We start from the raw sequence: 13,551 nt of genomic DNA, 5'->3' as shown, positions 1-13,551 counted from the left end.
TCAGGAGACCAGCTCGGGCTGGCGCTCGTAGGTCACTTCATCAGGCGCTTCTTCCTCGAGCAGGTCATCCGACGGATAGTCGTAGCGATAGCCGTAACCGACATTGCCGACATCCTTCGCCGGATCATATTTGGCGATGACCAGGCCGATGCGGGTCGCGCCGGCTTCGGCGAGGCGGCGGAGGGCCATCCGGGCATGGTCCTTCGAGGTATGATTCGCCTCGACGAGGAAGATCGTGGCGTCTGCGAGGCCGCCAAGACGCGGGGCGTCGGCGAGCCCGAGTACCGGCGGACCGTCGATGATGACGACGTCGAAGCGAACCCGGGCTTCGGCAAGGATCGCGGCGAAGCGGTCGCCCGACAGCAGCTCGGCGGGATTCCGGTTCGACCGTCCGCGGGTAAGCAGCCAGATGCCTTGCGGCTCGCAGCGGTGAAGCAGCGGTCCGAGTTCCTCGTCGCTGTCGCGCGACACGAGGTTGGCGAGGCCAGGCGCGCTTGGTCGTCCGAGCAGCCGGTGAAGCGACCCACGGCGCATGTCGCCGTCAATCAGAAGCACCTTCTGGCCAGCGCCCGCCGAATGAATCGCGAGCTTGAGCGCGGTCGTCGACTTGCCTTCGCCCGGGCCCGTGCTGGTCAGCAGGATGACGCCGTGGTCGCCGATCTCGGCAATTGGTCCAAGCGCGAGGCAGATGGCGTGATGGGCCTCGGTCACCGCCGACCGCGGGCTGTCGAGCGCCGTCTGGAGGTCCTCGCCGCGACCGATCGCCGGGACGACTCCGAGCAGCGGCGCCTGCAGGTCGCGCTCCGCGTCGGACGGCCCGTGCACCTTCTGGTCCATCCGCTGCCGCGCAAATGCCGCGCCGAGCGCAAGCACGATCCCGGCCAGCCCGGCCAGCGCCATGTTGAGTGCGGGACGCGGCCATATCGGCGCGACGGGCACCTCGGCGGCGTCGATCAGCGACACCGGATTGCTTCGATTGGACGCTTGGGCGCTGATCTCATGATAGCGCTGAAGCAGCGTGTTGTAGAGGTTGCGGTTGGTGTCCGCCTCGCGCTTGAGGATGTTGTAGCGGACTTCCTTGCTCTGCTCGCCGAAGGTCGCGGCCTTGAGCGCGTTGACGTCGCTGCGAAGCGCACCCTCGTGTCCGGCCGCGATGCGATACTGGTTGCCGATCGAGGAGCGGATGCCGCCGGCGATCGCCGCGATCTGTCCGTCGAGCTCCTGAATCTGCGCCCGGGCCTGGACGATGGCGGGGTGCTCGTCCTGTCGGCGAACCCGCTCCTGCTCGAGCGTTGCGGTAAGCTCGGCCTTCTTGCGGGTAAGCTCCTGCACGGCCGGATTGGCGAGCACTTCGGGAAGGCTCATGACCGAGCTTCCCTGCGCCTGGCGCCAGCGCTGCTGCGCCTCCATCCGGTTGGCCTCGGCCTGCGACAGTGCCGCGTTGAGATTGACCAGGCTCGCCGAGACGATCGAACGCCGCTCGCCGCTGCTTCCCGCGATCCCCGCGGCGTTGCCGGCGTCGACCAGCCCCGACGCGCGGGCATAGTCCACCAGCTGCCGCTCGACGCCTTCGAGGCGGCGCTTGGTGGTGGCCAGCTGCCCTTCGAGGAAGCGCTGCGAGCCGGCATAGGTGTCGAGCCGCCGCTGCAGGCTGTCGTCGATGTAGGTTCGCGCGACCGTCGTCGCCGCCTTGGCCGCGAAGGCCGGATCCTGGCTGTCGACCCCGATCGAGATGATTCGCGTGCTGCTGGGGGACGAGATCGACAGACGGTCCTGCAACGCTCCGGCGACGAGGCTGTCGCGTGCGAGGCCGGTAGGGCGACTGGAGAGTCCGGCTTCCTCGAGGAACGGCTGACTTTCGTAGAGCGAGAGGCGATCGGCGGCGTGCCGGGCGGTCGCGCTGCTTTGGATGAGATCGACCTGCGTCTGGAGTATGCGGTCGTTCTCGGTCCGACCGGCATCGGGAATGACGTTCTCGGCACCGGTCACCCGGAAGGCCTGCGGCTGGATCTCGAGCTTGGCCTCGGCCCGGTAGACGGGCTTGCTCAGGAGGATGCTGGCGGCACCCGCGGCGAGGGCGAGCAGGACGATGCCGATCATCATCAGCCGGTAGCGCCGCATCATCAGCATGAGCGCGGCGAAGTCGACGCCCTTGCCAGTCGTTCCGAGCTCATAGTCGGTGTACCCACGAAGGTCGCTGTCCTCCACGCGTACGAAGCGGTTCGAGGACGATGACAGGGCGAGCGCTTGTCCGTGCATGGTCGGAACTCCTGACGCTTAGAAGGGCCGGAAGATGTTGAGGATGGGCATGGAATTGACCACGTCGCGCCACATCCGGCGGCTTCCCGAATAACCAACGATGATCATGTCGTTCGAGCGGATCTGCGGGTCGGGTTGCTGACCGCTGCGAATCTGGCGGATGTCGAACACGGCGCCGCGACGCTGACCGTCGACGGTGCGGAAGACGACCACGTCGTTCAGCGCTGCCAGCTGGGTCTCGCCCTTGGCCATGGAGAGCGCGCCGAGAAGGGTCGTCGGCCCCTCGATCGGATAGACACCGGGCTGGGCGACTTCGCCCTGCACCGCGACCTTCTGCGCGACCGCCTTGGCAACGACGACCGAGACCTGCGGATCGCGAAGATAGCGCGCGCCGTAACGGCTGGCGATCTCGGAGGCGAGCTGGTTGGCGGTCTTGCCGCTCGCCATCACGTCGCCGATCATCGGCAGGTTGACGTTCCCGGACGCATCGACCGGCGCGGCCTTGGGTGACAGGTCGGGTTCCTGGAGCACGGTGATGTCGAGCGCGTCGAGCGGTCCGATCCGGTAGGTCTCGGCCGCGACGTTGCTGACCGTCGGCGGAATCACCCGGTAAGCCATTCCGCCCGAGGGCAGGTTTCCTCCCATTGGCTGGCTGGCGCAGGAGGAGGCCGCCGCGAGCAGGAGGGGAAGGACGAGAAGCGAGCGCGTCTTCATGCCAGTCCTTTCAGATAAGCTTGCGTGACCTTGCCGAACGACAGTCCCCAGGGTCGGCCAAGAAGGCGAATAGTGGGCTAGCCCGATGGGAGCGACAATGGCCGGCAGGGGGTTAGGTCCAAGGGACTAGGACCGTTGCCCGGCTGTTCAGCGGGTGAGTCGCTAGTCATCTTTCTGTCACTCAGTTCGCCACCCGGACATTCGCAACCTGTACTGTTGCCACGGCCTCGCCGCGGCATCTGCGGCTCCGTGTGGCATCGTCGACTTGAGGTGAGGCGGCGTCGCTAGCGCCAGCTCACCTTCCGCTGGCCTGCCCCGCGATGCGAGGTCGGTGAACGGTCAAGCTCGACGTCTCCGCTGGACGAAGGGGCACGACCATGGCGACGCGCATCGACGATTCCCGCCTTGCTGAACGAGACCAGGAGCTGGTCGCCCCCCTGAGGGCCGAGGAGGAGCGCCCGCGACTGTTCAGCCTTGTTCGCGACGAACCGCTGGTCGTGCAGCACGAACCGCTTTTCGTGCCGTCCGCCGGCACGGGGGCGAGGCTTTGCCAGCGCTGCCTCGATGTCACGGTTGCGCTAGTCGCGCTGCTGCTGGTCTGGCCCCTGCTGCTGCTCGGAGCAGTGCTGGTGCTGGCGAGCGGTCCAGGGCCGATCTTCTACAGTCATCGCAGGCTCGGGCGCGATGGACAGGTGTTCGGCTGCATCAAGCTGCGCACGATGCGCACCGACGCCGACCGGATCCTGCAGGAGCTGCTTCGGTCTTCTCCGGCGATGATGGCCGAGTGGGTGGCGGACCGGAAACTGCGCAACGATCCGCGGATCACGCGCATCGGTCAATTCCTTCGCCGCTACAGTCTCGACGAGCTGCCGCAGCTGTTCAACGTGCTTCGCGGGGAGATGAGCATCGTCGGGCCCCGTCCGCTCGCCACCGACGAAGCGCAGCATTATGGTGCGGACTACCGGCTCTGCTTCTCGGTCAATCCGGGGATCACCGGCCTCTGGCAGGTCAGCGGGCGCAACGATGTGAGCTATCAGCGACGGGTCGAGCTCGACTGCCACTATGCAACCGTGCGCTGCCTGGCGCTGGACCTGTCGATCATGCTTCGGACCATCCCCGTCGTCCTCGGCGGCACGGGACATTGAACGCGTCGACGCAGACGGACAGGCCGGCCGGCGAACGCTCGCTGCGTTCGGAAGCGCGGCTGATCCGGCGCGGAATCGCGTGGAATGCCGTCGGTACGACACTCAGCAAGGCGTGCAGCATCCTTGCCAAGCTGATCCTCGCCCGGCTCCTGCTTCCGGAGCATTTCGGCTTCGTCAGCATGGTCATCGTCTTCACCTCGCTGACCAAGGTCATCGCCGACCTTGGCTTCCGGCTTGCGCTGATCCAGCGACGATGCGGTCGGCAGACCAAGGATCTCTACGACAGCGCCTTCTGGCTGCTGCTGGTCGCGGCCGTCCTGATGCTGGCCGTCATGTGGGTCGTGGGCGTTCCGCTGATCAGCTGGTTCTACGGCGAGCCGCGCCTTGGGCCCGTCGCCCTCGCGCTCAGCAGCGTCGTCATCTTCCAGAATCTGCAGGTGGTCCCCGAAGCCCGGCTCGCCCGCATCAGCCGGTTCAAGCAGCTCGCCTATGCGGACATCGCGGGGATGGTCGTCGGCTATACCGCCGCCATCCTGCTCGCCATGAGCGGAGCCGGCGTGTGGAGCCTCGTCACCCAGACGCTGGTCACCGCCGCGCTCACCAGCGCGCTGACCTTCGCCTACGCGGGCTGGCGGCCGTCGTTCCACTTCGACCGCGCGCTGGTCGCCGAGCTCCTGTCCTTCAGCAAGTTCATCGTCGGCAGCCGACTGCTGATCTCGCTCCAGCAGAACCTCGACTATCTGCTGATCGGCAAGCTGGTCGGGGCGCAGGCGGTCGGCATCTATTCCATCGCCTTCCTGCTGACCGAAACCCTCCGCGCCCAGGCCTACTGGCTGGTGAGCAAGGCGGTCTATCCCTTCTACAGCAGGGCGAGTGCGCGACAGGACGACGTGCGGACGGTCTATCTCGCCACCATGCGATACCTGTCGCTGGCGGTATTCCCCGCGGCAACGCTGCTGCTCTTCTTCGCGCCCGACCTCATTCCGTTCGCCTTCACCTCGAAATGGAGTGGCGCGGTCCAGCCGGTGCAGATCCTCAGTCTCGCGAGCATGATCGTGGCTTCGGGTGGAACACCAAGCGAGGTGCTGCGCGGGATCGGTCGGCCGGACGTCGACTATCGGATCAACCTGTGGGTCTCGCTGGGGGTTGCAGTACCACTCCTGTACGCCGGGACGCTGTGGCTCGGCATCGTCGGCACCGCGCTCGCCGTCGCCACGCATTCGCTGGTGGCGCGTCTGTCCTATGCGACCGCACTCCACCGCCTGTTGGGCCTGAGCGCCGCCGAGCAATTCGAGAGCCTGCGGCCGGCGCTGCTGGGCTCCGCCGCCATCGCCATCGTGCCGCTGCTGCTCGGACCCGGCAACTGGGTCCTCGAGCTGCTGCTGGCGGCAGCGGCCTATGCCGCCGTCACCCTCCCGACCGTGCTTCCGCACTTGAGAGCCATGAGCTGGTCCTGGCGGGGTGGACGAGGGGCACCGGTGCGGGGCGGATCGGCTTCAACGGTCAGTTCACGCGGAGGAGGGTGAGATGGCGATCTTGGTGACGGGCGCTGCGGGGTTCATCGGCCATCATGCCGCGAGGGCGCTGCTCGCCCGCGGCGAGGAGGTGATCGGGCTCGACAACCTCAACAGCTATTACGATGTCGGCCTCAAGCGGCGCCGCCTGTCCGAGCTCGAGCGCGACTATCCTGACAGCTTCTCGTTCAAGCGAATCGACTTCTCCAATGGTGGAGTCCTCAAGCAGGCACTCCACAAGTCGGAGATCGACCGGATCGTCCACCTCGGGGCGCAGGCCGGGGTGCGCTACAGCATCAAGAACCCCGCCGCCTACATCCGCTCGAACGTCGCCGGCCACATCAACATCCTCGAGCTGGCGCGGGCACGATCGGTCAGGCACCTCGTCTATGCCTCATCCTCGTCGGTCTATGGTGCGACCACCACGACCCCGTCGCAGATCGACGACCGTACGGACCGGCCCTGCTCGCTCTACGCTGCAACCAAGCGGGCAGGCGAGCTGATGAGCGAAAGCTATGCCAGCCTCTACCATATACCGATGACGGGCCTTCGCTTCTTCACCGTCTACGGACCATGGGGACGGCCGGACATGGCGATGTGGCTGTTTACCGACGCGATCATGCGCGGCCGCCCGCTGCAGCTGTTCAACGCAGGACAGATGCGCCGCGACTTCACCTATGTCGACGATATCGTCAGCGGCATCGTCAGGAGCCTCGACCGGCCGCCGCAGGACGACGGATCGGTGAAGAGCGGGGGAAGCCTCTGCCCGCACGCCATCTACAACCTTGGCAACCACGCCTCGGAGGACCTTCTCGACGTCGTTCACCTGATCGAGGATGCGGTCGGACGGCGGGCACGCCTAAGCGAGAAGCCGATGCAGGCAGGCGACGTGCCCGAGACCTGCGCCGACATCAGTGCCAGCAGCCGTGACCTCGGCTTTGAACCGCGGACCCGAATCTCGCAGGGCATTCCGATCTTCGTCGACTGGTTCAAATCCTATCACGCGATGGCCTGAGCGGATCGCCGCTCCGGCCTGAGGCGCGCTTAATTTCGGGCGAAACGCATCGAGTTACCGGATGGACCGAAGGCGTCCGGCGACAATCCGCGCCCTTTTCTCCGATATCGAAAGGTTTCGGGTCGCCACCTTTGCCAGTTTGCTGGCGGTGGTGACCGACCCAGCTATCCAACATCGACGGCTGAAGTCCTCACCTGGCGATCTGCTCGACCAGGAGCAGCATCGCTGCATGTTTGACTTGGAAGCCGAGGTAACTGGATGTCGATTATCACGTTGAATCAGAATTACGGTTACACTGCCTATCGCGTGTCTGGCCTCGAGGCCAATTCGACGATCAATGCGACCGGAGGGTCGTGGATCGTCGACAACAGCCGCAACGACAATCCCGATGCGGACACCTCGTACCTCGATGGAACGGGGAGCCTCAACACCTATCCCTTCGCCGTGGACAGCGCCGGCGCCAACCTGCTGATCAAGGGCGGAAGCATCTGGGGCCAGGTGCCGCAGACATCCGACTGGCAATATACCTACAACAACTCCGCCGCGGTGCGGGTCAACAATGCGCCAGGCGTGGTCATCGACGACTGGCGGCTCGACAGCACCTGGGACGCCTTCCGGGTGACGGGAACGTCGACCAACTTCCTGATCGACGACGCGCATCTCAGCAACGTGCGCGACGACGCCCTCGAGAATGACGACGCACTAAGCGGGACCATCCGCGACAGCCTGTTCGACGGCGTCTTCTCGGGCATCAGCCTCGGCGACAGCGACCACAAGGACGGGTCGATGAACACCGTCACGCTCGACACCGTGTTCATGCGCAGCGAGAGCTACCTCTACAAGGGCGAGGTCACCCACGTCTCGCCGTTCAAGACCGACAAGGCGGCGCCCGAAACCACGCCCGACATCCGCATCATCAATTCGGTGATCGCGATCGAGGATCCCAATCACGAAGGCCAGGCGCGTCTCCAGCTTGCGTGGGACAATGTCGTCGAGTCGCACGGCAACGTGTACCTCAACCTTTCGGACACCCCGCTGCCCTCGACCTATCCCAAGCCGCCGGCCGGTTTCACCATTCTGCAGGGCCAGCAGGCGCGCGACTATTGGGAAGCGTGCAAGAAGGCCTGGCTCGACAACCATGACGGGGTCGGCGACGTCGCGGTGACCGCACTTCCGCCCTTGCCCGGAGTCACCACCGGCGGGACCACTACGACGCCGGTTCCGGCTCCCGATCCCACGCCGACTCCGACGCCGACGCCTGATCCCGTTCCGGCTCCGACCGGCAGCACGTTCAACGGTACGAGCAGTTCGAACACGCTGACCGGAACGTCGCTGGCCGACACGATCAACGGCTATGGCGGGGACGACAAGATCTTCGGCAAGGGCGGTGCGGACGTGCTCACCGGCGGGTCGGGTCGCGACAAGTTCTACTTCGACACGGACCTGGTCGGCGGCTTCGATCGCATCACCGACTTCAACGTCACCGATGACGCCATCTATCTCGACAATGCCATCTTCACCAAGCTGGGCTCAGGCTCGATGAGCAGCCCGGTGCGCCTGACGGGCGGCTATTTCGAGAGCGGTGCCGGGGTGCAGGCGGACGACAGCACGGATTACATCCTCTACGACACCAAGAGTGGAATGCTGTCCTACGATGCGGACGGTGACGGAGTAGGAGCACCGGTTCCGATCGTGCAGCTCGCGCCGGACCTGGCCCTGACCAAGTATGACATATTCGTCGTCTGACATCCGATTGCGGGCGGGCCGGGGTCGCTGTCACGGTGACCCCGGCTCGCTTGCGCATGGCGTCAGATCGAGCGCCACACCTGTTCCCCGACCGTCCGGAACGTCTCGTCGATCGTTCCCGCGGTCGAGATTGGAATGACCGCCGAAAAGGCGAATTCGGCCTCACTCTCGAGCTTCCAGCGTCGCTCGATCGCCTTGGCGTCGGGGCCTCCGGCCTTGCTGCGGAAGCGGTCGCGAAGGATCGCGACCTCGAGCGGTGCCTCAAGCTTGAGGACCACCGTGGGGTGTGGCAAGGCGCGGTAGATCGAGCGCTCCCGCTCCATCATCCATCGCTTCACGCGTGAACGGGTCGACTGCACCGCGAGGTCGTCGAAGGCGCTCCCGTCGAGTCCGCTGGAACCGGTCGTCGGGCAGCGATCCGAGATGATGATCGTCCCCGATGCCATCGCTCGCGTGCAGCGCCCGAGCAACCGCCTGCGATCGAGGGCGAGCAGCAGTTTGCGGGCCACGAACAGCAACGAATAGCGTCGTTCGCTGCGGCGTTCGGGCCGCTCATATTCGCACAGGCGCTCGGACGGCAGCGCGCGCTGGAGCGCCGGCTTGAACAGATTGAGGCACGCCGAAAGCACGCCGGGCGGAGGCTTGCCGAGATGGACGACCTCGACGTCGAGCTTGGTGGCCAGGCCCTTGCCGAGCATGTTCGCGAGGGTCGACTTGCCGGTGCCCTTTGGTCCCGCGAACGCCACCCAGGCGCCGCCGGACTGGAGCGACAGGGTCCGGCGGCCGCGCGCCCTCGCCGCATAGTGGGCGACGACCCTTGCCCAGCGCGACAGCAGGACGGCGTGCGGCCTGAGCCTGCGATGACGGCGAAGTGCCCACGCCAGCCTCAGCCCGGTGAGGACGCGGACCGGCATCGGCCGCAGCACGTCGGCGGCAAGCTGCTGGACGGTGAAGGGAAGGTCCGGGAAATAGTCGCGGCGCAGTTCCTCGGCCCGCTCTAGATCGACCCGGCCGAGCAGCCAGGAGAGTTCGTCGACGGTCTGGTCGAAGCTCTTCGACACCTTGTGGAGTTCGACTGGCGCAGTGTGCTTGAGCAGGATTCGAAGGAGAAACAGGACCAGCTCGGCCGAGGGCTCCGGCACCCTACAGCCGAGCATCGTCGTGGCGTCTTCGAGCAATTTGCGCTCGAGCGGGAAGCGATAGCTCTTGGCGAAACTGTCGCCGCTGACCAGCTGATGATAAGCGTGAAGATCGATGATCCGGCCGAGTTGCGAATCCCAGGCCAGGGCATGGAAGACTCCGGGATGACCCGCTCCCCAGCGTGACACGCCAAGCTTGAAGCCGCACCGGTTGACGATCCCGATCAGCGCGTCCGAATCCTGAGGCCTGACGAGGAGGTCGAGATCCTCGACCCCGCAAAGCGCATCCGCGAGCCTGACGTTGCTCTTCCAGTGGACGTAGCCGACGCCGGCCTGGTCGAGCCGAGCGAGAAGATCGAGCACGATCCGGCTGCGAGCCGGATGACAGTCTTCAAGAGACGATGCGACCTGAGGCGGAGGCCGCTTCGCACGGTCGTCCACTCGCGGTGCAAGAGCCTCTACCGTCATGCCGATGTGCCCCTCAGAACGTGCCGATCCGTCACGTTCCCGAACGGTATAAGTCATTCGCAAGACGTGCCATTCGCAAGAAGGTCTAGACCCTCGGGCGCTTTGACTTGGAGCCGTCTTCTGGCCGAAATTCCCATCAAGCCGACCGTGTCCAGCACCTCCTGAGGATGTGCCGCGGCCGCCAGTAGCGGGAACAGGCCTGTGGTAGTCAGGGTGAAGCGGGACGCGGTCTCATTGAGTGAAGGCGCGAACCTGTCCGGTAATGCGCTGTCGAACGACTCGGGCGTCAGCAGCATCACCAAGGTTCGCTTCGGATCGGGTGCAGATGTCACCGTCACGTCGGCCGGCACCACGATCCAGGGCACGTACGGGCAGCTGACGATCTATTCCAACGGCAGCTACACCTACACAGCCACGAGCCTTCGCGCCGAGCAACTGGCGGCAGGTGCGGTGGTCAACGACTACTTCACCTACACCGCGACGGGCTCAGGTGGCACTGGTACCAACGACATCAAGGTCACGGTGACCGGGACCAACGATGCGCCCGTCCTGACCGCAACGAGCGTCAGCCTTACGGCAATCACCGAGGACCAGACCAACAACGCCGGGCAGACGGTCGCTTCGTTCCTCACGTCGAGCGACATCGACACGGGAGCGCTCAAGGGCATCGCTATCACGCAGGCCTCGCAGGCGAGCGGCGGGTGGCAATATTCACTCGACGGCGGCACCAGCTGGGTCGACTTCGGAACGCTGGCAGCGGGTTCGGGACTTCTGCTGCGCTCGACCGACCGGGTCCGCTTCCAGCCGGACACGATCGACGGCACGACCGCCGGCTTCACCTTCCGCGCATGGGACCAGAGCAGCGGCTCGGCAGGGCAGAAGGTGGCGATTGGAGCGACCGGAGGCGACAGCGCCTTCAGCGCGGCGAGTGGCCAGGCGACGCTTGCCGTCACCGCCATCAACGACGTGCCTGTCGCCCAGAATGGCTCGGCGCAGGGAGAGAAGGACGGTCCTCCGATCACGGGTGTGCTCAGCGCCTCCGACGTCGATGGCCCGGCACTCACTTACCAGCTCGTCGCCGACTCCGCGGTTGGGGGTACGGTCACGATCGATCCGGCGAATGGCGGCTATGTCTTCACCCCCGAAGCGGGCTTCAGCGGCTTCGCCTCCTTCCAGTTCCTGGCAAGCGACGGGACGGCAAGCAGCGCACCGGCCACCGTCACCATCCAGATCCTGTCGGATGAAAACAGCGTACCCGTCGCGAACGACGATGAGGCCAGTGTCTATCCGGGGAATCCCGTCCTGATCGACGTGCTCGCCAACGACAGCGATGCCGACAGCGACGCGCTGGTCATTACGGGCGTTGGCGATGCTGCGCATGGCACGGTCGCGATCCAGAGCGGCAAGATCCTCTACACTCCCGCAGCGGGGTACGAGGGGAGCGATGCCTTCACCTACTCGATCGCCGACGGGGCGGGGGGCGTGGCGCAGGGCAATGTCTCGGTGACGGTCGCGGCGCCCGCAGGAACGCCGTCGGCGGTGACGGTCACCTTCCGGCAGGGTGGCGGCGGCTACACGGGGACGGTCGATACCGTCCTTCGCGAAAGCCGCGCCACCACCTCCTATCCCGATGCCGTGACGCTCCACGGCGCGCTTGAGACAGGCAAGTCGTTCCAGCCGCTGCTGCGCTTCGACAGCCTGTTCGGGACGGGGCCGGGACAAATACCGATCGGCGCTACCATCGTCTCCGCGACGCTGCGGCTCGAGGTGACCGAGGGCTCCGCGTCTGGCGGCACGCTAAACCCGATGCTGGTCGGGTGGAGCGGGACGTCGACCTGGTCCAGCCTCGGCAGCGGAGTCCAGGTCAATGGCGTCGAGGCTTCGACCGCGAATGTAGTGACGGTCGGTGCGGTCGGTCTTGGAAGCCGCGCCTTCGACGTGACCGCGAGCCTTGCGGCCTGGAGCATGGCAGGTTCGACCGCCGGTGCGGCGAATGCCGCCAACCTCGGCTGGCTGATCAAGGCGGCCGGGCTCGACGGGTGGGACTTCACTTCGTCGGAGGGCGCGATCAAGCCGGTGCTGAGCGTGACCTACACGCAGGTCGCGGCGAGCGCTTCCAGCCTCCCGATCGTTTCGATCACCTCCTCGTCCGCGGTCGAGAATGCCGGCAAGATCGGCTTCACCCTGACGCTGAGCCAGGCGTCCACGAAGAGCGTCGACGTCGGCTGGACCACGGTCGACCATACGGCGAAGGCGGGGGCCGATTTCACCGCCGCCCTTCAATCGCTGACCTTCGCTCCGGGCGAGACCAGCAAGACCATCGAGGTCTTGATCGGCAACGACAGCGCCGGTGAGCGCGCCGAGAGCTTCTTCGTCCAATTGCTGTCCGCGACGAATGCCCGGATCGACGCTCCGGTGGCGAGCGGCCGGATCGTGGACGATGATGCGGGCACCATCCCGTTCACGCCGATCAGCGCCAGCGTGGTTGCCGTCCACAACCTTGCCGACGGCTCGAAGTATCGCGACGGCGGGACGGGCGCCTACGGCATCGGCGACCCGTCGGGCCTCGCCTACATCCCTGGCATGGACACGCTGCTGATCGGCGATTCCGAGCATGACGAGACGCCCTACAACAGCCCCACCAACCTCTTCTCGGTCCGGCCCGACGGATCTTATGCCGGCAACTACAGCCTCACTTCCTACACCAAGGAGCCGACCGGCCTCGCCTACAACAGCGCCAACGGCTTCCTCTACATCGCGGACGACGACAAAGCCGGGGTGTTCTGGACCTCTCCGAGCAACCCCGCGGTCAAGCTCGGCTTCTTCGACACCGGACGCCTCGGGTTCCTCGATACGGAGGACCTGAAGTTCGATCCGATGACCGGCCACCTCTACATTCTCGACGGGCTGATGAAGCAGATCGTCGAGCTCACCGACACGGGCCAATTCGTCGATTCGATCAAGCTGCCGTCGGTGATGACCGATGCGGAGGCGCTCGCCTACGACCCCGTTCATGACGTCTTCTTCGTCGGTTCTGGCGCGTCGGCAAACATCTGGGTGCTCGACCACCAGGGCCAGGTCCTCCAGACCTTGACCACGCTGTCGGCCTACAGCGCGAGACCCAAGCTCAAGGGCTTCGAACTCGCGCCGAGCAGCGATCCGAACGATGGCGACGCGCTGAGCCTCTACGTGCTCGACTATGGCTCGGACCAGCAGAATGACGGTCGCCTGTTCGAGGTTCATCTCGGAGGGTACTGGCTTGCCTAGCCTCCGAGCCTCGCTGTCTCCGCGAGACCGGCAAAACGACCTTTGTTTGATGAGAAGAGGGGTGGTGGATCGATGAACGACCAGCAGTATCTTCTATTTCGTTGGCGCCAGGAAACGCTTCGCGCCGAAGTCGCCCGTTGTCCCCACGCCAGTTCGGCGCACAAGAAGCTGGCCGAGCTGTTCCGCGGGCGCCTGGTCGATGCGCGCACCGATGGCCTCGAGGCAGGTCCGGTGTCGAGCGCGGCCAAGGCGGTCGTCGCCGAATGGGCGCTCAAGCACTGACG

General features: G+C 65.7%; 9 protein-coding genes. 6 read left to right on the top strand and 3 right to left on the bottom strand.

The genetic code is table 11. From position 1 onward, the window contains the following. Together ABD727_RS09165 and ABD727_RS09160 are read right to left on the bottom strand one after the other, a co-directional pair. Positions 1 to 2,259 (bottom strand): GumC family protein, encoded by a 2,259-nt coding sequence (locus tag ABD727_RS09165; protein WP_344707101.1) that lies wholly within the window; start codon positions 2,257 to 2,259, stop codon positions 1 to 3. A gap of 18 nt (positions 2,260 to 2,277) precedes the next feature. Continuing rightward, positions 2,278 to 2,973, bottom strand: a complete 696-nt coding sequence (locus ABD727_RS09160; RefSeq protein WP_344707100.1) for a polysaccharide biosynthesis/export family protein — start codon at positions 2,971 to 2,973, stop codon at positions 2,278 to 2,280. Positions 2,974 to 3,350: 377 nt separating this feature from the next. On the opposite strand from ABD727_RS09160, the gene ABD727_RS09155 reads away from it, so the two are divergent. From ABD727_RS09155 to ABD727_RS09140, 4 genes are all read left to right on the top strand, one after another. Further along, positions 3,351 to 4,118, top strand: coding sequence for a sugar transferase (locus ABD727_RS09155; protein ID WP_344707099.1), 768 nt, complete (start codon positions 3,351 to 3,353; stop codon positions 4,116 to 4,118). After that, positions 4,115 to 5,644 (top strand): lipopolysaccharide biosynthesis protein, encoded by a 1,530-nt coding sequence (locus ABD727_RS09150; RefSeq protein ID WP_344707098.1) that lies wholly within the window; start codon positions 4,115 to 4,117, stop codon positions 5,642 to 5,644. The genes ABD727_RS09155 and ABD727_RS09150 overlap by 4 nt, the downstream gene beginning before the upstream one ends. A 1-nt stretch (position 5,645) precedes the next feature. Further along, complete coding sequence (locus tag ABD727_RS09145; protein WP_344707097.1) at positions 5,646 to 6,647, top strand: NAD-dependent epimerase/dehydratase family protein; 1,002 nt, start codon at positions 5,646 to 5,648, stop codon at positions 6,645 to 6,647. A 258-nt stretch (positions 6,648 to 6,905) separates the two neighbouring features. Continuing rightward, positions 6,906 to 8,393, top strand: coding sequence for a calcium-binding protein (locus tag ABD727_RS09140; protein WP_344707096.1), 1,488 nt, complete (start codon positions 6,906 to 6,908; stop codon positions 8,391 to 8,393). Between the two features lie 62 nt (positions 8,394 to 8,455). Here the strand turns inward: ABD727_RS09140 and ABD727_RS09135 are convergent, their stop codons facing one another. Further along, positions 8,456 to 9,895: a hypothetical protein gene (locus ABD727_RS09135; protein WP_344707095.1), complete on the bottom strand. Its 1,440-nt coding sequence runs from the start codon at positions 9,893 to 9,895 to the stop codon at positions 8,456 to 8,458. Positions 9,896 to 10,234: 339 nt separating this feature from the next. On the opposite strand from ABD727_RS09135, the gene ABD727_RS09130 reads away from it, so the two are divergent. Next, positions 10,235 to 13,267: an Ig-like domain-containing protein gene (locus tag ABD727_RS09130; protein WP_344707094.1), complete on the top strand. Its 3,033-nt coding sequence runs from the start codon at positions 10,235 to 10,237 to the stop codon at positions 13,265 to 13,267. 72 nt (positions 13,268 to 13,339) lie between these two features. Further along, the gene (locus ABD727_RS09125; protein WP_344707093.1) at positions 13,340 to 13,549 is read left to right on the top strand and encodes a Rieske (2Fe-2S) protein; all 210 of its coding nucleotides are present in this window, start codon (positions 13,340 to 13,342) and stop codon (positions 13,547 to 13,549) included. Positions 13,550 to 13,551: the final 2 nt, after the last annotated feature.

The organism is Sphingomonas swuensis (genome assembly GCF_039538045.1).
Classification (GTDB): domain Bacteria; phylum Pseudomonadota; class Alphaproteobacteria; order Sphingomonadales; family Sphingomonadaceae; genus Sphingomicrobium; species Sphingomicrobium swuense.
This window is presented reverse-complemented; position numbering and strand designations above follow the sequence as displayed.

Excerpts from the sequence above, each read along its gene's own strand:
- ABD727_RS09155 (WP_344707099.1), top strand. The coding sequence starts at position 3,351 with ATGGCGACGCGCATCGACGATTCCCGCCTTGCTGAACGAGACCAGGAG.
- ABD727_RS09140 (WP_344707096.1), top strand. The coding sequence starts at position 6,906 with ATGTCGATTATCACGTTGAATCAGAATTACGGTTACACTGCCTATCGC.
- ABD727_RS09165 (WP_344707101.1), bottom strand. The coding sequence starts at position 2,259 with ATGCACGGACAAGCGCTCGCCCTGTCATCGTCCTCGAACCGCTTCGTA.
- ABD727_RS09125 (WP_344707093.1), top strand. The coding sequence starts at position 13,340 with ATGAACGACCAGCAGTATCTTCTATTTCGTTGGCGCCAGGAAACGCTT.
- ABD727_RS09160 (WP_344707100.1), bottom strand. The coding sequence starts at position 2,973 with ATGAAGACGCGCTCGCTTCTCGTCCTTCCCCTCCTGCTCGCGGCGGCC.
- ABD727_RS09145 (WP_344707097.1), top strand. The coding sequence starts at position 5,646 with ATGGCGATCTTGGTGACGGGCGCTGCGGGGTTCATCGGCCATCATGCC.